14 protein-coding genes are annotated in these 17,784 nt (G+C 61.8%); 6 read left to right on the top strand and 8 right to left on the bottom strand.

Features of this window, described 5'->3' with window-relative positions; genetic code table 11:
- Positions 1-18 precede the first annotated feature (18 nt).
- The 8 genes from NN484_RS04865 to gshB all read right to left on the bottom strand — a co-directional run bounded on the left by NN484_RS04865 (position 19) and on the right by gshB (position 7,359).
- A complete protein-coding gene (locus NN484_RS04865; protein ID WP_274658668.1) occupies positions 19-1,005 on the bottom strand; it encodes a lipid II-degrading bacteriocin in 987 nt (328 codons plus the stop codon).
- A 322-nt stretch (positions 1,006-1,327) separates the two neighbouring features.
- Complete coding sequence (locus tag NN484_RS04860) at positions 1,328-2,599, bottom strand: dihydroorotase (RefSeq protein ID WP_215500655.1); 1,272 nt, start codon at positions 2,597-2,599, stop codon at positions 1,328-1,330.
- Positions 2,596-3,600, bottom strand: coding sequence for an aspartate carbamoyltransferase catalytic subunit (locus NN484_RS04855; protein ID WP_127647915.1), 1,005 nt, complete (start codon positions 3,598-3,600; stop codon positions 2,596-2,598). The genes NN484_RS04860 and NN484_RS04855 overlap by 4 nt, the downstream gene beginning before the upstream one ends.
- 27 nt (positions 3,601-3,627) lie before the next feature.
- Positions 3,628-4,134: a bifunctional pyr operon transcriptional regulator/uracil phosphoribosyltransferase PyrR gene (gene pyrR / locus NN484_RS04850; RefSeq protein WP_127647914.1), complete on the bottom strand. Its 507-nt coding sequence runs from the start codon at positions 4,132-4,134 to the stop codon at positions 3,628-3,630.
- A gap of 80 nt (positions 4,135-4,214) precedes the next feature.
- Positions 4,215-4,652, bottom strand: coding sequence for a Holliday junction resolvase RuvX (gene ruvX, locus NN484_RS04845; RefSeq protein WP_003229101.1), 438 nt, complete (start codon positions 4,650-4,652; stop codon positions 4,215-4,217).
- Entirely contained in the window at positions 4,652-5,224 is a 573-nt protein-coding gene (locus tag NN484_RS04840) for a YqgE/AlgH family protein (protein WP_127647913.1), read from the bottom strand. Before NN484_RS04840 ends, ruvX begins: the two co-directional genes overlap by 1 nt.
- Before the next feature lie 135 nt (positions 5,225-5,359).
- The gene (locus tag NN484_RS04835) at positions 5,360-6,259 is read right to left on the bottom strand and encodes an energy transducer TonB (protein ID WP_127647912.1); all 900 of its coding nucleotides are present in this window, start codon (positions 6,257-6,259) and stop codon (positions 5,360-5,362) included.
- A 128-nt stretch (positions 6,260-6,387) separates the two neighbouring features.
- A complete protein-coding gene (gshB, locus tag NN484_RS04830) occupies positions 6,388-7,359 on the bottom strand; it encodes a glutathione synthase (RefSeq protein WP_127647911.1) in 972 nt (323 codons plus the stop codon).
- A gap of 224 nt (positions 7,360-7,583) precedes the next feature.
- Here gshB and pilG point away from each other — a divergent pair, with 224 nt between their 5' ends.
- The 6 genes from pilG (at position 7,584) to NN484_RS04800 (ending at position 17,550) form a co-directional block, all read left to right on the top strand.
- Entirely contained in the window at positions 7,584-7,988 is a 405-nt protein-coding gene (pilG, locus tag NN484_RS04825) for a twitching motility response regulator PilG (RefSeq protein ID WP_007913673.1), read from the top strand.
- Positions 7,989-8,048: 60 nt separating this feature from the next.
- Complete coding sequence (pilH, locus tag NN484_RS04820) at positions 8,049-8,414, top strand: twitching motility response regulator PilH (protein WP_025109154.1); 366 nt, start codon at positions 8,049-8,051, stop codon at positions 8,412-8,414.
- Between the two features lie 10 nt (positions 8,415-8,424).
- Positions 8,425-8,964, top strand: a complete 540-nt coding sequence (locus NN484_RS04815; RefSeq protein ID WP_127647910.1) for a chemotaxis protein CheW — start codon at positions 8,425-8,427, stop codon at positions 8,962-8,964.
- A 144-nt stretch (positions 8,965-9,108) separates the two neighbouring features.
- A complete protein-coding gene (locus NN484_RS04810; RefSeq protein ID WP_274658667.1) occupies positions 9,109-11,163 on the top strand; it encodes a methyl-accepting chemotaxis protein in 2,055 nt (684 codons plus the stop codon).
- Positions 11,164-11,174: 11 nt separating this feature from the next.
- Positions 11,175-17,087 carry a hybrid sensor histidine kinase/response regulator gene (locus tag NN484_RS04805; RefSeq protein ID WP_274659276.1) on the top strand — a complete coding sequence of 1,971 codons (5,913 nt, stop codon included), beginning with the start codon at positions 11,175-11,177 and terminating at the stop codon, positions 17,085-17,087.
- On the top strand, positions 17,080-17,550 hold the full coding sequence (locus NN484_RS04800) for a chemotaxis protein CheW (RefSeq protein WP_127647908.1): 471 nt from the start codon (positions 17,080-17,082) through the stop codon (positions 17,548-17,550). The genes NN484_RS04805 and NN484_RS04800 overlap by 8 nt, the downstream gene beginning before the upstream one ends.
- The last annotated feature ends 234 nt before the right edge of the window (positions 17,551-17,784 follow it).

The following is a 17,784-nucleotide window of genomic DNA, read 5'->3' as shown; positions in this document are numbered from 1 at the left end:
CTGTAGAGTTATTGATGGTCACGGGGTAGGGTGAAATCCAGTTCCGCTTAGCCTTATTTTATGCTCGCCGAAAATGTCGATTTCATAATGTGTTCCGGAAAATACTCTGCCTGCTGTCGTTAATAACTCAAGGGCAGTTGATCTGTTGCTTGCGTCGAAGTCGTAAGTATCAGTATAGGCTCTGATAACGCCATCGAAAACCCAGGATCCTGTTTTGTCCCGCGTGAAGTTTCCGTCCATCTTTAACGTTATTCTTCCTAGATAAGCTCCGGTGACATTGCTGTCATTAATGGTGGCGTAAGGGATCTTCGGGTCAGATAAGTAATAAGTGCCGGCTTCTCGAGTGCTCGCGATAGAGCTTGCAAGTAAGGGCAGTTTGTTGGCCCTGACACTCAGGCCAATATTGTTGATGTTGACCCTCATCCTCTCACCATTTCCCCAGAGGTAATGAGCAAAGGCTTTGATCGGGCTGAAAGTACCTCCAGAAAGCTCGGTTGTGAGTGTTTCGTAATTCAGATTGTACGGAGCAGTCGCGGAAACTTTGATCAATGCTTCTATGGCGCTAAGTTTTTGCTGCGCCGCAAATGAATCAGCCAAACTGAAGTTGATGACTTTGTTCTTGAAATAACCATGGCTGATAGTGGCGGAGTTGCTTAGTAAATAGTTGTCGCTTTCTGTGATTCTCCAGAGGTCACGAATTCCACCTAGGGCGTCGTTATTAATTGCTTTGTTCACCATTTGCAGTTCATAGGTGAAGGCTTTAATTCCGGATTTCATTTCAAGCCAGGCATGAAACATATCCATTTCTGCTGAGGTTATTGCTGGGCCATTGCTCAGTGGTAGTGAATAGGTTTGACCGTCATTGGTTACGATGGCCTCTCCTGCGCCCTGCCAATCTGCTGTTGCGTAGGTCCCCCATCTGAAACCGGAGTCGACTGTAAAGCCGCCAGAGTTTCCTGTTGTGCCTCTGGTGATAATAGGGGGGAGCGTAAGTCCATTTTTCATATGTTCATCCTTGTGGGTGTTGGTTATCCCTCTAGCAGTTTTATATTAATGGCTGTGCGAAAGTTTCGCCTACGAGAACTTTGTAGGCTATTTCTGATTGTGTCGAAGCTGTTTTTACGGGCGTGTAAAGCGTCGGATATTTCTTTATGGCAGGCGGCCGCTTTCCTACGCCGCTTGGTGTAGATTTAACGGCTGAAGTGGCTAGAGGGAGATGGATATTGCGAACAATGAATTTAAGCGAAATTTCCCAGTAAGGATGTTTGTCGCTATCGAACAAACTATCAAGAGATAGCAGGCCACTACAGCCTGCTATCTCTGATCTTCAGGCCTGGTGGCTGATCCGCCCATCCACCAGGGTGTAACGCACTACGCCCGGCAGGCTGTGACCGAGGAACGGGCAGTTCTCGCCCTTCGACAGCCAGCCTTCACCGGCCACGGTGGACGCTTTCGGATCGAACAGCACGATATCCGCCGCACCGCCCACCGCCAGTTTGCCCGCCGGCAGACGCAGCGCATCCGCAGGGCCGGCGCTCAGGCGCGCGAGCAGGGTTGGCAGGTCCAGGAGACCATCCTCGACCAGCGTCATCGCCAGCGGCAGCAGCAGTTCAACACTGCTGATGCCCGGCTCGGTTGCGCCGAATGGCGCCAGTTTGGCGTCGCGTTCGTGCGGCTGGTGATGGCTGGAGATCGCCGACACCACGCCGGACTTCACCGCCTCGCGCAGGCCATCGCGGTCGGCGCGGGTGCGCAGCGGCGGTTGCACGTGATACAGGCTGCTGAAGTCGATCAGCGCTTCATCGGTGAGGATCAACTGGTACAGCGCGACATCCGCCGTGACCTTCAAGCCACGGGCCTGGGCCTGGGCGATCAGGGCCACACCGCGAGCGCTGGTCAGTTGACTGAAGTGCGCACGCACGCCGGTCTGCTCGACCAGCAGCAGATCGCGGGCCAGGGCCACGGTCTCTGCGGTTTCCGGAATGCCCGGCAGACCGAGGAAGCTGGCGACCGCGCCTTCGTGGGCCAGGCCGCCATCGGCCAGATCGTGATCCTGCGAATTGAAAATCACTGTCAGGTCGAAGGTGGCCGCGTAGTCCAGCGCCCGGCACAGGGTGCGGGTGTTGCGGAAACTCTCCAGACCATTGCCGAATGCCACGCACCCGGCGTCACGCAGAGCAACGAGCTCTGCAAGCTGTTCACCGTCCAGCCCTTTGCTCAGCGCGCCAATCGGGAACACCTTGGTGTTGCCGGCTTCGCGGGCACGGTCGAGGATCAGTTCGGCCACTGCAGAGGTGTCGAGCACCGGTTTGGTCTTCGGCGGGCAGCACAGGCTGGTCACGCCACCGGCCGCCGCCGCGCGGGTTTCGCTGGCAATGCTGCCTTTGCGGCTGTAGCCCGGCTCGCGCAGGGCGACGTTCAGATCGACCAGCCCTGGCGCAGCGACCAGGCCTTGGGCGTCGATGGTTTCAACGGCAGTGAAACCGGCCGGCGCGGCGCCGAGGGCGACGATCTTGCAGGCTTCAACGTGGATATCGGTGATTTGATCCAGGCCGCTGCTTGGATCGATGACGCGGGCGCCGAGAATGCTGAGCTTCACTGGGCGTTCTCCTGCTCGAATTGGCGCTGGGCTGTTTGTCCGCTCATGGCCATCGACAGCACGGCCATACGGATCGCGATGCCGTAGGTAACTTGATTGAGGATCACCGAATGCGGGCCGTCGGCCACTGCCGATTCGATCTCTACACCCCGGTTGATCGGCCCCGGGTGCATGACGATGCAATCGGGTTTGGCGCCGGCCAGACGCGCGGTGGTCAGGCCGAACAAGCGGTAAAACTCGCCTTCGCTGGGCAGCAGGCCGCCGGTCATGCGCTCACGTTGCAGGCGCAGCATGATCACCACGTCGACGTCTTTCAGGCCTTCGTTCATGTCGGTGTAGACCTTGACGCCGTACTGCTCGATGCCGATCGGCAGCAGGGTCTTCGGCGCGATCACGCGGATGTCCTGGCAGCCGAGGGTCTTCAGGGCGAGCATGTTCGAGCGCGCCACCCGCGAGTGCAGGATGTCGCCGACAATCGCTACCGAGAGGTTTTCGAAACCGCCCTTGTGCCGACGGATGGTCAGCATGTCGAGCATGCCCTGGGTCGGGTGCGCGTGCCGGCCGTCGCCGCCGTTGATGATCGCCACTTGCGGGCAGACATGCTCGGCGATGAAGTGCGCGGCGCCGGAATCGCCGTGGCGCACGACGAACATGTCGGCGGCCATGGCTTCGAGGTTGCGCAGGGTGTCGAGCAGGGTTTCACCCTTACTGGCCGAGGAGGTCGACACGTTCAGGGTGATCACGTCCGCCGACAGCCGCTGGGCCGCCAGTTCGAAGGTGGTGCGGGTGCGCGTGGAGTTTTCGAAGAACACGTTGCACACGGTCTTGCCGCGCAGCAACGGGACCTTCTTCACCGCCCGGGCACCGACTTCGAGGAACGAGTCGGCAGTGTCGAGGATTTCCGTCAGCAACTCGCGGCGCAGGCCGTCGAGCGAGAGGAAGTGGCGCAGCTGGCCCTGATCATTGAGCTGCAGCGGGCGCTTGGTATCTAGAGGCGTCATCGCGAGGGGGACTCTCAATAGGGCGGATTAAGGGTTCAGGTCTTGCAGTTCGAGCGCCAACGGCTCAGGGCCGGACAGCTTGACCCGCTCGTGGGCGGCCAGCGACAGCGTCGCACCGACCACGTTCGGGCGGATCGGCAGTTCGCCAGCGTCCAGGTCCAGCAGGCAGACCAGGGTCACGCTGGCCGGACGGCCGTAGTCGAACAGTTCGTTCATGGCGGCGCGGATGGTGCGACCGCTCATCAGTACGTCGTCGATCAGCACCAGATGCTGGCCTTCGATCTCGAAGGGCAGGGCCGAGGGGCGCACTTGCGGGTGCAGGCCGTTCTGGCTGAAGTCGTCGCGGTAGAAGGAAACATCCAGCGTGCCCAGCGGCGCATCGCTGCCCAGCTCCTTGAGCAGGGCCTGCGCCACCCAGATACCGCCGGTGCGGATGCCGATGTAGCGCGGTTCGCTGATGCCGCGCTGGGCCAGATGCGCCTTGAGGCGGATTGCCATCTGGCTGATCAGATCGGCGGGATTTGGCAGGCTCATGGTTGCTCCTTCTTGGGGTCGAGCCGGGTCCTTGGACGCGGCTCGGGTCGTAGCTCAAAAGAAAAGCGCCGAAGCGCTTGTCAGGATTCAAACAATGCAGTGTTTTCATCGAGCCAGCCCTGCAGCAGCAGGGCGGCGGCGATGGCGTCCACCGGGTTATCGCGGTAACTGCCTTTCTGCCCGCCACGCACCAGGCGTTCACCCTTGGCTTCAAAGGTGGTCAGGCGTTCGTCGTGGGTATAGAAGGGCACATTGAAGCGGCCGTTGAGGCGCCGGGCGAATTTCTCGGCGCGCAGGCACATTTCGCTGGGCGTGCCGTCCATATTCAGCGGCAGGCCGACCACCACAGCATCGGGTTTCCATTCCTTGAACAGGGCTTCGACCTGGTTCCAGTCCGGCACCCCGTTCTGCGCTTTCAGGGTGCACAGCTCGCGGGCCTGGCCGGTAATCACCTGGCCGACCGCAACGCCGATCTGTTTGGTGCCGTAGTCGAAGCCGAGAATCAGGCGCAGGGCCATCAGGCGTGCCCCGCCTGGCTGGTCAGCAGGCTGAGGTTGATCCCCAGGTGCCGTGCCGCCGCTTCCAGACGCAGTTCGCTGCTGGTGTTGAACAGGATATCGGCGTCGTACGGGCAGGTCAGCCAGGCGTTGTCGGCCAGTTCAGCCTCCAGTTGCCCGGCTTCCCAACCGGCGTAGCCGAGGGTGATCAGGCTTTTCGCCGGGCCCACGCCGTCGGCGATGGCGAACAGCACGTCCTGCGAGGTGGACAGCGCCAGATCACCGTCCAGCTCGACGGTGGCCTGAAAGGTCTTGCCCGCCGGGTGCAGGACGAAACCGCGATCGGTCTGCACCGGACCGCCAATGAAGATCGGCACATGCTGGCACAGTGCTGGCGGGTCGATGTCCGGGCGCAGTTGTTCGAGAATGTCAGCCAGATTCAGCTCTTGCGGTCGATTGACCACCAGCCCCATGGCGCCACTGGCCGTGTGCTCGACGATGTAGGTCAAGGTGTGGGCAAAGTTCGGGTCGGCCATGTGCGGCATGGCGATCAGGAAGTGATGCTTGAGGTAGCTGGGGCTGACGTTTTTCATGAGCGATAGTGTGGCGTTCAGGGGGCGAACTGACAAGCTGAAGCCGCCAAAAGATCGCAGCCTTCGGCAGCTCCTACACTTGACCTGCATTCCCCTGTAGGAGCTGCCGAAGGCTGCGATCTTTTGATCTTGCCTTTAATTGCTGGACAGTTTGTCGCCCCGGGCGAATTTCCAGGTGCGGATGATTTCCAGTCGATCAATGTCCGACAGATCACCGGTAAACGGTGCAAATGGCGCCGCCAGCCGGACGATGCGCTGCGCCGCCTGATCCAGCAGCGGCTGGCCGGAGGATTCGAGCACCAGCACTTCATACAGCGAGCCGTCGCGGTTGATCGAAACCATCAGGCGCAGGTTGCCGTAAATCTGCTTGCGTCGGGCTTCTTCCGGGTAGTTGAGGTTGCCGATGCGCTCGACCTTCTTGCGCCACTCATCCTTGTACCAGGCGCCCTTGTCGCGCATGGTCGAGGCGGCGCTCAGGCGGTGAATGCGCGGGCGCTTGGCGTACAGCTGTTGTTCGTTGGCCAGTTCCGCTTCGAGGCTGGCGATGTCGCTGGACAGCTGCGAGCTGTCGAACGTCGGTGCGTTGACCGCTGGCTTGGTCTCGGTTTTGGTTTCTTCTTTCTTGGTCGGCGCCTTTTGCTGTTTCGGCGCCACCGTGGTCACCGCAGCCTTGGGCGCCGCTTCGCGGACTTCCGGCTTGGCGGCCGGAGGCGGGGTGACCTTCTTGACCTGATTGTCCTGGAACGGCGCGACCTCGGTGGTCTTGGGGATCGCCTTCTTGTCCAGGGTGCCGCTGCCTTCCTGGTTTTCCTGAGCGAGGAAATCGGCCTTTTTCGGCTTGGTTTCGCTCTTGAAGGTGGCGAGGGTGATTTCCAGGGTTTTGCTGATCTGCTTGGGCTCGACCATGGTGAAGCCGACGCCCAGCAGCAGCGCCAAATGAATCAGCGCCGCGAGAAACAGGGTAAATCCGAGGCGATCGGCCGGGCGCACGCCACGATGGGCGAGTTCAACGGGCAGATCGGACGGGAGGGTCATGACAGAAAAACCAACATCGCGTTTTTACGGGCTCGGCATGATAACGCAATGTTGGTTTTTAGCTGCAAGCTACATAGAAACAAGCGACGAGCCGCAAGCTTCAAGCTTCAAGCTGACGCGGGCCGGCTTCAAGCTTGCGGCTTGGAGCTTAAAGCTTGCAGCTTCTTTTCGATCGCGTCCATCAGCATGCCGCCGATGTCGGTGCCGAACGCGTTGTCGATTTCGCGGATGCAGGTCGGGCTGGTGACGTTGATTTCGGTCAGGTGCTCGCCAATCACGTCCAGACCCACGAACAGCAGGCCTTTCTCGCGCAGGGTCGGGCCGACTTGCGCGGCGATCCAGCGATCCTTGTCGGTCAGCGGACGCGCTTCACCACGACCACCGGCGGCGAGGTTGCCACGGGTTTCGCCCTGGGCCGGAATCCGCGCCAGGCAGTAATCCACCGGTTCGCCGTCGATCATCAGGATGCGCTTGTCACCATCGACGATGGCCGGCAGGTAACCCTGAATCATGATCTGCTGCTTGCCGTGCAGCGTCAGGGTTTCGAGGATCACCGACAGGTTCGGGTGACCGGCGGTGTGACGGAAGATCGACGAACCGCCCATGCCGTCCAGCGGCTTGAGGATCACGTCACCGTGGTGATCGGCGAATTCGCGCAGCACGTCCGGGCGACGGCTGACGATGGTCGGCGGCGTGCACTGCGGGAACAGCGTGGCGAACAGCTTTTCGTTGCAGTCGCGCAGGCTCTGCGGCTTGTTGACCACCAGCACGCCAGCGGCTTCGGCCTGTTCCAGCAGGTAGGTGGAGTAGACGAACTCCATGTCGAACGGCGGATCCTTGCGCATCAGGATCACGTCCAGATCACTCAGCAGGTTGTCCTGCTCGGCGTCCAGTTCGAACCATTTTTCCGGGTTGGCGAAGACTTTCAGCGGCTTCATGCGCGCCCGGGCCTGACCTTCGGCCTGATACAGGTCGCGCTGTTCCATGTAGAACAGTTCCCAGCCACGTTTCTGCGCGGCCAGCAGCATGGCCAGCGAGCTATCCTTTTTATAGGAAATGCTGGCGATAGGGTCCATGACAATCCCGACGCGAACGCTCATTGGATTTTCCTCGAAAATTGGCTACCGGATCGGTATTGAAAAAGTGCCGCCAGAGTGGCGCCGGGCGGGTTTTCGGTCAAGGAAAAACCCGTCGATAGATTGCATCTGGAGACTGTGCTAAAAAGGCTGGCATAGCGTGCTGGCCCTTGAGTATCAAGGGTTTCCAGCCATTACTCATCGCAAAACGGACAATTTGATTCGCAAAGGCGACGGTAGAGCCCCTTATGGAACAGCAGTCCAGCGCCTTGAAGGTCATGGTGATCGATGACTCGAAAACGATTCGTCGCACCGCCGAAACGCTGTTGAAGAATGTGGGCTGCGAGGTCATCACGGCCATCGACGGTTTCGACGCCCTGGCCAAGATCGCCGACAACCACCCCGGAATCATTTTTGTCGACATCATGATGCCGCGTCTGGATGGTTATCAGACCTGCGCTTTAATCAAAAACAACAGTGCGTTCAAGGCCACGCCGGTGATCATGCTGTCGTCGCGGGACGGGCTGTTCGACAAGGCCAAGGGACGGATTGTCGGTTCTGATCAATTTTTGACCAAGCCTTTCAGCAAGGAAGAACTGCTCAACGCGATTCAGGCCCACGTTCCGGGCTTCGCTGCCGTTTTGCCGCAGTAAGACACGTACAGTGACGCTCGGCCAGCGGGCCGGATGTCGACAAGAAAAATGGGGAAGACCATGGCACGTATCCTGATCGTCGATGATTCGCCGACTGAAATGTACAAACTCACCGGCATGCTGGAAAAGCACGGTCATGAAGTGCTCAAGGCCGAAAACGGTGCCGACGGCGTGGCCCTGGCCCGTCAGGAAAAACCCGACGCCGTGCTGATGGACATCGTCATGCCCGGCCTCAACGGCTTCCAGGCCACCCGGCAACTGACCAAGGATGCCGAGACCAGCCATATCCCGGTGATCATCATCACCACCAAGGATCAGGAAACCGACAAGGTCTGGGGCACCCGTCAGGGCGCGAAGGATTACCTGACCAAACCGGTCGAAGAAGACATGCTGATCAAGACCCTGAACAACGTGCTGGCCGGTTGATCGTGCGGCCATGAGCGAATCGCTGACCGCGTTCGAACTGCTGTGGCAGATCGACCAGCGCTGTCGCCTGCTGGCGGCGGACCTGCCGTCGCAGCCCGGTCGCCAGGATCGCTGGAGCGGCATCGGTTTTCGCCTTGGCGAGCACTGGTACGTGACGCCGATGGGCGAAGTCAGCGAAGTGCTGCACGAGCCGCGCTTCACTCAGTTGCCCGGGGTCAAACCGTGGGTCAAAGGGGTGGCTAACCTGCGTGGGCGCCTGCTGCCGATCATGGATCTGTGCGGATTCTTCGGTCACGAACTGTCGCCGCTGCGCAAACACCGACGGGTGTTGGTGGTGGAGCATCAGGACGTGTTCGCCGGGCTGCTGGTTGATGAGGTGTTCGGCTTGCAGCACTTCGAGCAGGACAGCTTCGAGCCGATCTCGATCAGCAAGCGCCAGGGCTCCAAGGCCGAGTTCGTCAAAGGCTATTTCCGGCGCGAGCAGAACTGGCGGGTGTTCAGCCTTTTTGCACTGGCCAAATCGCCGGTGTTCATGAGCGTCGCGATATAACCGTAACAACAAAGATCCCTTGTAGGAGTGAGCCTGCTCGCGATTCAGGCACCGCGGTGTATCAAACACACCGCGTTATCGTTCAATCGCGAGCAGGCTCACTCCTACAGGTTCTACGGGTGAGCTTCAAACAGGCGAGGACCGATGACAAAAGCAAAAACAGGCAAGTCGGCAGAAGGGTCGCGCAGTCGCTCGCAGATCATCGTGCTGTTCATCGCACTGATCGTGTTCATCATGCTGCTGTTCGCCAACTTCGCGTACCTCAACACCCAGGCCAACTACGACAAACAGTACATCGGCCACGCCGGTGAGCTGCGCGTGCTGTCGCAACGCATCGCCAAGAACGCCACCGAAGCCGCCGCCGGCAAGGCTGCCGCGTTCAAGCTGCTGAGCGATGCGCGCAACGATTTTGCCCAGCGCTGGGGCTACCTGAAGAAGGGCGACCCGACCACCGGCCTGCCACCTGCCCCGGCCACCGTGCGCCCGGAAATGCGCGCCGTGCAGTTGGACTGGGAACGCCTGCTGAAAAACACCGACGCGATTCTCTCCAGCGAGCAGACCGTGCTGTCGCTGCATCAGGTCGCCGCGACGCTGGCCGAAACCGTGCCGCAGTTGCAGATCGAATACGAAAAAGTCGTCGAGATTCTCCTGCAACGTGGCGCACCGGCGGCGCAAGTGGCGATGGCCCAGCGCCAATCGTTGCTGGCCGAACGTATCCTCGGCGCGGTCAACACTGTGCTGGCCGGTGACGAGAATTCGCAGCAGGCCGCCGATGCCTTCGGTCGCGATGCCACGCGTTTTGGCCAGGTGCTCAACGGCATGCTGCAGGGCAACCCGACGCTGAAAATCAGCCAGGTCGAAGACCGCGATGCCCGTGCGCGCCTGAGTGAAATTTCCGAGCTGTTCCAGTTCGTCTCCGGCTCCGTGGATGAAATCCTCGAAACCTCGCCGGAACTGTTCAAGGTTCGTGAGTCGGCCGGCAACATCTTCAACCTGTCACAAACTCTGCTCGACGAAGCCTCGCACCTGGCCACCGGTTTCGAAAACCTCGCTGGCGGGCGCAATACCGACACCATCGGCGGCTACGTGCTCGGGTTGCTGGCGCTGGCCTCGATCATCCTGATCGGCATGGTCATGGTTCGCGAAACCAATCGCCAGTTGCGCGAGACCGCCGAGAAGAACGAGCGCAACCAGAACGCGATCATGCGTCTGCTCGACGAGATCGAAGACCTTGCTGATGGCGACCTCACCGTGACCGCCTCGGTGACCGAAGACTTCACCGGGACCATCGCCGACTCAATCAACTATTCCGTCGACCAACTGCGCGATCTGGTGGCGACCATCAACCTCACCGCCGGCCAGGTCGCCGCCGCCGTGCAGGAAACCCAGGCCACCGCGATGCACCTGGCCCAGGCCTCGGAGCATCAGGCGCAGCAGATTTCCGAAGCCTCCACGGCGATCAGCGACATGGCCCAGTCGATCGATCAGGTGTCGGCCAACGCCGCTGAATCCTCGGCGGTGGCCGAGCGTTCGGTGGAGATCGCCAACAAGGGCAACGAGGTGGTGCACAACACCATCCACGGCATGGACAACATCCGCGAACAGATTCAGGACACCGCCAAGCGCATCAAGCGTCTGGGCGAGTCCTCTCAGGAGATTGGCGACATCGTCAGCCTGATCGACGACATTGCCGACCAGACCAACATACTCGCCCTCAACGCAGCGATTCAGGCCTCGATGGCCGGGGATGCCGGGCGCGGTTTCGCGGTGGTTGCCGACGAAGTGCAGCGTCTGGCCGAACGCTCGTCCGCCGCCACCCGGCAGATCGAAACCCTGGTGCGGGCGATCCAGACCGACACCAACGAAGCGGTGATCTCCATGGAACAGACCACCACCGAGGTGGTACGCGGCGCGCGGCTGGCGCAGGATGCCGGTGTGGCCCTGGAAGAAATCGAAGGCGTATCGAAGACCCTCGCGGCCCTGATCCAGAGCATTTCCAACGCGGCGCAGCAACAGACCTCGTCGGCCGGGCAGATTTCCCTGACGATGAACGTGATCCAGCAGATCACCACGCAGACCTCGTCCGGCTCCACCGCCACCGCCGAAAGCATCGGCAACCTGGCGAAGATGGCCAGTCAGCTGCGCCGTTCGGTATCCGGTTTCACCTTGCCGTCGGCATCCGCGACGGACAAGGCGTGAGTGGAGTGGTTATGGGTGACCGGCACGACTACGTGGCCCTCGAATGGGTCAAGGGCGAAATTGCCGAAACGCTGAAACAGGCGCATCAGGCGATTGAAGCCGTGCTCGATGATCCGCAGGCCTTTCCCGGGCTGGACGAGTGCCTGGATTACATCCATCAGGTCCACGGCAGTCTGCAGATGGTCGAGTTCTACGGCGCAGCGTTGCTCGCCGAAGAGATGGAGCATCTGGTCGAGGCCTTGCAACATGAACGCGTCAGCCATCGCGACGAAGCCCTGCACCTGCTGCTGCAAGCCCTCGGGCAATTGCCGATCTACCTCGACCGCGTACAGAACGCCCGCCGCGACCTGCCACTGGTGGTGCTGCCGCTGATCAACGACCTGCGCAGCGCCCGGGGCGAAAGCCTGCTCTCGGAAACCAGCTTGTTCAGCCCGCAATTGCCCGAGCTGCCGCCGCTCAGCGATGAAGCGCTGGCGACACTGGAGCCGCCAGATCTGCCGAACGTGCTGCGCAAGTTGCGCCAGATGCTGCAAATGGCGCTGGTCGGGCTGTTGCGCGAGCAGGATGACCAGACGCATCTGGAGTACCTGGCGAAAGTCTTCACTCGCCTCGAAGCGCTCAGCGGCGACGCGCCGTTGAGCCCGTTGTGGCAAGTGGCATCGGCGCTGGTCGAAGGCATGCGCGAAGGCGCCATCGCCCACAGCCCGGCGCTGCGCAGCCTGTTCAAGGACGCCGACAAGGAACTCAAGCGCCTGCTCGAACAGGGCATGCGCGGCCTCAATCAGCCGCCCCCTGCGGAGCTGCTGAAAAGCCTGCTGTTCTATATTGCCAAAGCCGAACATCCCACCGGGCAGATGCTGACCATGAAAGATCGCTACTCCCTGGACGACGCGTTGCCCGACAGCGCGATGGTCGACGAAGAACGCGTGCGCCTGGCCGGCCCCGACCGCGATGCGATGCGCTCGGTGCTGGCGGCGTTGTGCGAAGAACTGGTGCGGGTCAAGGAACGCCTCGACCTGTTCGTGCGCAGCGACCGTCAGCACATCGCCGATCTGGAAAGCCTGCTGGCGCCGCTGCGGCAGATCGCCGACACCCTGGCGGTGCTCGGTTTCGGCCAGCCGCGCAAGGTTATCATCGATCAACTGGCGGTGGTCCTCAGCCTCGCCCAGGGCCAGCGCGAACCGAACGACGCGACGCTGATGGACGTCGCCGGCGCCTTGCTCTACGTCGAAGCGAACCTGGCCGGGATGGTCGGCACGGTGGAGCCGGAAAGCCCCGAAGACTCGCGCTTGCCGACTACCGACCTGACGCAGATCCACCAGATCGTGATCAAGGAAGCGCGCATCTGCCTGCAACAGGCCAAGGACATGATCGTCGACTACATCGACGCCGACTGGGATCGCCAGCACCTGCAACCGTTGCCGGAGCTGCTGACCCAGGTGCGCGGCGCGCTGGCGATGATTCCGCTGAGCCGGGCGGCCAGTCTGGTCGAGGCCTGCAACAGCTTCATCCGCGAGCATTTGCTGCTTGATCCCCACGAGCCGGGCTGGCAGCAACTGGATAATCTGGCCGACGTCATCACCAGCCTTGAGTATTACCTCGAACGCCTCGGCGACGACCCGCAAGCGCCGAATGAGCAACTGCTGGACGTCGCGCAGAAGAGCCTCGCCAGCCTTGGGTTCTTTCCAGACGAACAGCCCAACGAACCATACGTGCCGCTGCTCGACGACGTGCTCAGCCCCAGCGAAGCGCGGGTGATGCAGGACCTGCAAGCGCTGGATGATCCCGAGACCGTGCAGTCGCTGGCCGATGTACTGGCCAGCCCGGTCTCGGCGGTCAACCCGCCGGCCCTGATCACCCCCGGCAGCCTGATGCCGCCGCCCGCCGATGAAGAACCGGTGGACGATGAACTGCGCGAAGTGTTCCTCGAAGAGACCGACGAAGTGCTCGAGGTTCTGCACGAATACCTGCCGCGCTGGACGGCCGACACCCATGACCGCGCCGCACTGACCGAACTGCGTCGCGCCTTTCACACCCTGAAGGGCAGCGGGCGTATGGTTCGTGCCTTGATCCTGGGTGAGCTGGCGTGGGCGGTGGAAAACCTGCTCAACCGCGTGCTGGAACACAGCGTCGAACCCGGCCCGCAGGTACAGCAGTTGCTCCAGGACAGCGTGCTGTTGCTGCCGGAGCTGATCAACGAATTCGCCACTCAGCGCCAGCGTCAGCGCAGTGACGTCGATCAACTTGCGGCCCGCGCTCACGCACTGGCCAAAGGTGACGCGGCATTGGCCGATGAAGACGTCGCCGACGTTGCCGCGCTGGATCCGCTGTTGCTGGAGATTTTCCGCAACGAGGCCGAAACCCACCTCGCCAGCCTCAACCGGTTCCTCGATCAGGCCGCCGAGCATGTACCGCTGCAGGCCAGCGACGAATTGCAGCGCGCCTTGCACACCCTCAAGGGCAGTGCGTCGATGGCCGGTGTGCTGCCGATTGCCGAACTGGCGGCGCCGCTGGATCAACTGGCCCGCGAGTTCAAGGCGCATCAGTTGCCGCTCGACCTGGACGAAGTGGAACTGCTGCTCGAAGCCGAGGGCCTGTTCAGGGTTGGCCTGCGTCAGCTCAAGCACGATCCGCTGGCGCCGATCGTCGGTGCGCAGTCGCTGATCAAACGCACCGGTGCGCTACTCGCCGAACGTCTGGAAGCCATCCTCAATTCGCCGAATACAGGCCTGCGGGTCAAGCGCGATCCGCAACTGATCAACAACTTCCTCGCCCAGGGCATGGACATCCTGCTCGATGCCGAAAGCCTGCTGCAGCGTTGGCAGCAGCACCCCGGCGAGCGCCAGGAACTCAGCGCGCTGCTGGATGAACTGACCACCCTCGGCGAAGGCGCGCATCTGGCCGATCTGCTGCCGGTGGACGTGTTGTGCGAAGCCTTGCTCGACCTCTACGGCGCGGTGGAGGAAAGCAGCCTGGCGGTCAGCGAGCGGTTTTTCCAGGAGGCGCAGAACGCCCACGAAGCGCTGATCAACATGCTCGACGAACTGGCTGCCGGCCAGGAAGTCACGCCGCAGCCGCAGCGTATTCGTGCCCTGCACGAACTGCTCGACGAAAGCCTCGACCCGACGTCCATGGGGCTGATCCGCAGCGACGGCAGCCGCACCTTGAGCATCCATGAACTGGGCGCCGCGACCGCCGAACTCGCTCAAGCCAATAGCGCAACCGCACCGGACGACGAGATCGTCGAGATCTTCCTCGAAGAGGCGGTGGACATTCTCGACAGTGCCGGCCAGGCCTTGCAGCGCTGGTTGAGCGACCCGGACAACGCCGCGCCACTGTCGTCGTTGCAGCGCGACTTGCACACGCTCAAGGGTGGCGCGCGGATGGCCGAGGTCGATGCCATCGGCGATCTGGCGCATGAACTGGAAGGTCTTTACGAAGGGCTGGTGGACCGTCGCTACAGTCACAGCGAGACCCTGGGGCATTTACTGCACAAGAGCCATGACCGCTTGGCGTTGTTGCTGGAGCAGTTGCAGGCGCGTCAACCGCTGACCCCGGCGCTGGATCTGATCGAGGCGATCCGCCAGTTCCGTCAGGGCGCCTCCGGCACTGCCGAAACGGCGCAGCCGACCGCCGAACACGACAGCGCCGCACATGACCCGGAGCTGCTGGAGATCTTCCTCGAAGAAGGTTTCGACATCATCGAAAACTCTGGCGCGGCGTTGCTGCGCTGGCAGGCCGAGCCGGGCAATCGGCAGGAAGTGGAAACCCTGCTGCGCGACCTGCACACCCTCAAGGGCGGCGCGCGGATGGTCGAGATCGGCCCGATCGGCGACCTGGCCCATGAGCTGGAGTACCTTTACGAAAGCCTCGCCACCGGCGTGCTGCAACCGTCCGCCGAACTGTTTGCGCTGGTGCAACGCGGGCATGACCGCCTGGCGCAAATGCTCGACGGCGTGCGCGCCGGGCAGCCGTGCCCGCCTGCGGATCGGCTGATCAGCGCGATCCAGAATTTCAGTCACCCGGCGACCCCCGACACACCGCCGCCGGTGCCGCTGGCGGTCAAGACCGAACCCGCCGCACCGGCCGCCGATGCCGGCGCGGACATGGTCAAGGTCTCAGCCGAACTGCTCGATGAACTGGTCAACCTGGCCGGGGAAACCTCGATTTTCCGTGGCCGTATCGAACAGCAGGTCAACGATGCGCAGGTTGCGCTGAACGAGATGGAAACCACCATCGAGCGCATGCGCGATCAATTGCGCCGGCTCGACACCGAAACCCAGGGGCAGATTCTCAGCCGCCAGCAAGTCGATGCCGAACGCCTCGGTTACGAAGAATTCGACCCGCTGGAAATGGACCGCCATTCGCAGTTGCAGCAACTGTCGCGGGCGCTGTTCGAATCCGCCTCGGACCTGCTCGACCTCAAGGAAACCCTCGACCGCCGCAACCACGACGCCGAGAACCTGTTGCAGCAACAAGGGCGGATCAACACCGAGTTGCAGGAAGGCCTGATGCGCACGCGCATGGTGCCGTTCGATCGCATGCTGCCACGGCTCAAACGCATCGTGCGTCAGGTCGCCGAAGAGCTGAACAAGGACGTCGCGTTCATCATCGACAACGCCGAAGGCGAGATGGATCGCAACGTGCTGGAGCGCATGGCCGCGCCGCTGGAACACATGCTGCGCAACGCCGTCGATCATGGCCTGGAGTCCGCCGAGGTGCGGCTGGCGGCGGGCAAACCGGCGCAAGGCACGATCAGCCTGGACCTCTTGCGAGAGGGGGGCGACATCGTTTTCGATATCCGCGACGACGGCGCCGGGGTGCCGCTGGATGCGGTGCGGCGCAAGGCGATCAAGCGCGGTTTGCTGGCGCCGGACGCCGAGATCAGTGACCGCGATGTGCTGCAGTTCATCCTGCAGCCGGGCTTTTCCACCGCTGAAAAAATCACCCAGATTTCCGGGCGCGGCGTCGGCATGGACGTGGTCCACGAAGAAGTCCGCCAGCTCGGCGGCACCATGAGCATCGACTCGGTGCCGGGGCAGGGCGTGCATTTCCGCATTCGCTTGCCATTCACCGTGTCGGTCAATCGGGCGTTGATGGTGCAGTGCGGCGAGGATCAATACGCGATTCCGCTGAACACCATCGAAGGCATCGTGCGCGTCCTGCCGAATGATCTGGAAGGGCACTTTCGCAACGATCCGCCGAGCTACCACTACGGCGGGCAACGCTATGAGTTGTGCTACCTGGGTGAGCTGCTGAAAACCGCGCCACGGCCGAAACTGCTCGGCCAGAGCCTGCCATTGCCGGTGCTGCTGGTGCAGTGCAATGACCGGCACATCGCGGTGCAGGTCGACGCGATGGCCGGCACCCGCGAGATCGTGGTCAAGAGCCTCGGCCCGCAGTTCGCGGCGGTGCAGGGCGTGTCCGGGGCGACGATTCTCGGCGATGGCCGGGTGGTGCTGATTCTCGACCTGCTGGCGCCGATCCGCGCGATGCAGGCGCGGGTCGCGCAGCGTCCGGCCCATGCGGAAATCGACAGCGAGCCACAGAAGCCGCTGCTGGTGCTGGTGGTCGACGACTCGGTCACCGTGCGCAAGGTCACCAGCCGTTTGCTCGAACGCCACGGCATGAACGTGCTGACCGCCAAGGACGGCGTCGATGCGATGTTGCTGCTCGAAGAACACATGCCCGACCTGATGCTGCTCGACATCGAAATGCCGCGCATGGACGGCTTCGAAGTCGCCACTCAGGTGCGCCACGACGAACGCCTGCAACACCTGCCGATCATCATGATCACCTCGCGCACCGGGCAGAAACACCGCGACCGCGCGATGGCCATCGGCGTCAACGACTACCTCGGCAAGCCGTATCAGGAGTCGGTGCTGCTCGAAAGCATTGCCCACTGGAGCAAGAAACATGCATGAGCGCCGCCACAACGCGCGCACCAGCCAACTCACCGGCCTGCTGCTGCCGCTGGCCGACCGCAACCTGATCCTGCCCAACGTCGCGGTGGCCGAGCTGATCGACTACCAGGCCAGCGCCTTCGACCTCGACACACCGCCGTGGTATTTGGGGCGGGTGAGCTGGCGTGAGCGGCAGATTCCGCTGCTGAGTTTCGAGTCGGCCTGCGGGCAGAAAGTCGTCATCGGCGAGCGTGCACGGATCGTCATCCTCAACGCCCTCGGAGGGTTGCCGCAGCTGAAATTCATTGCGCTGCTGGTGCAGGGAATTCCGCGTTCGTACAAGCTCGACAGTCAGTTGAGTTATGTCGATGTGCCGCTGTGTGCGCTGGAGCAGGCGGCGGTGCAGGTCGGGGAACAGGTGGCGAAGGTGCCGGATTTGTTGGGGTTGGAGCAGTTGTTGGTGGAGGCTGGCCTTATTCACTGATCCGGAATCTTCAGTGGCCTGACTGGCCTCATCGCGAGCAGGCTCACTCCTACAATTGGAATGCGTTCCCCCTGTAGGAGTGAGCCTGCTCGCGATAGCGTCCTATGCATCACCTAGAATCCGACAGACAAATCCTCAATTCCCGTCGCGCAATAAACACCTTCCAGTACACCCGTTTAAAGACACTCAGTGTTACGGCTCACCAGCCTACAAATCCTTGCGCCGCTGCCTACG

It is taken from the genome of Pseudomonas serboccidentalis (assembly GCF_028830055.1).
GTDB lineage: Bacteria > Pseudomonadota > Gammaproteobacteria > Pseudomonadales > Pseudomonadaceae > Aquipseudomonas > Aquipseudomonas serboccidentalis.
Note: the sequence above shows the minus strand (reverse complement) of the source record. Positions and strands in the feature narration are given on the sequence as shown.

What these genes read in the sequence shown, in the direction of transcription:
- NN484_RS04865 (WP_274658668.1), bottom strand. Translation starts at nt 1,005, where the DNA reads ATGAAAAATGGACTTACGCTCCCCCCTATTATCACCAGAGGCACAACA.
- NN484_RS04855 (WP_127647915.1), bottom strand. Translation starts at nt 3,600, where the DNA reads ATGACGCCTCTAGATACCAAGCGCCCGCTGCAGCTCAATGATCAGGGC.
- pyrR (WP_127647914.1), bottom strand. Translation starts at nt 4,134, where the DNA reads ATGAGCCTGCCAAATCCCGCCGATCTGATCAGCCAGATGGCAATCCGC.
- ruvX (WP_003229101.1), bottom strand. Translation starts at nt 4,652, where the DNA reads ATGGCCCTGCGCCTGATTCTCGGCTTCGACTACGGCACCAAACAGATC.
- NN484_RS04840 (WP_127647913.1), bottom strand. Translation starts at nt 5,224, where the DNA reads ATGAAAAACGTCAGCCCCAGCTACCTCAAGCATCACTTCCTGATCGCC.
- NN484_RS04835 (WP_127647912.1), bottom strand. Translation starts at nt 6,259, where the DNA reads ATGACCCTCCCGTCCGATCTGCCCGTTGAACTCGCCCATCGTGGCGTG.
- gshB (WP_127647911.1), bottom strand. Translation starts at nt 7,359, where the DNA reads ATGAGCGTTCGCGTCGGGATTGTCATGGACCCTATCGCCAGCATTTCC.
- pilG (WP_007913673.1), top strand. Translation starts at nt 7,584, where the DNA reads ATGGAACAGCAGTCCAGCGCCTTGAAGGTCATGGTGATCGATGACTCG.
- pilH (WP_025109154.1), top strand. Translation starts at nt 8,049, where the DNA reads ATGGCACGTATCCTGATCGTCGATGATTCGCCGACTGAAATGTACAAA.
- NN484_RS04815 (WP_127647910.1), top strand. Translation starts at nt 8,425, where the DNA reads ATGAGCGAATCGCTGACCGCGTTCGAACTGCTGTGGCAGATCGACCAG.
- NN484_RS04810 (WP_274658667.1), top strand. Translation starts at nt 9,109, where the DNA reads ATGACAAAAGCAAAAACAGGCAAGTCGGCAGAAGGGTCGCGCAGTCGC.
- NN484_RS04805 (WP_274659276.1), top strand. Translation starts at nt 11,175, where the DNA reads ATGGGTGACCGGCACGACTACGTGGCCCTCGAATGGGTCAAGGGCGAA.
- NN484_RS04800 (WP_127647908.1), top strand. Translation starts at nt 17,080, where the DNA reads ATGCATGAGCGCCGCCACAACGCGCGCACCAGCCAACTCACCGGCCTG.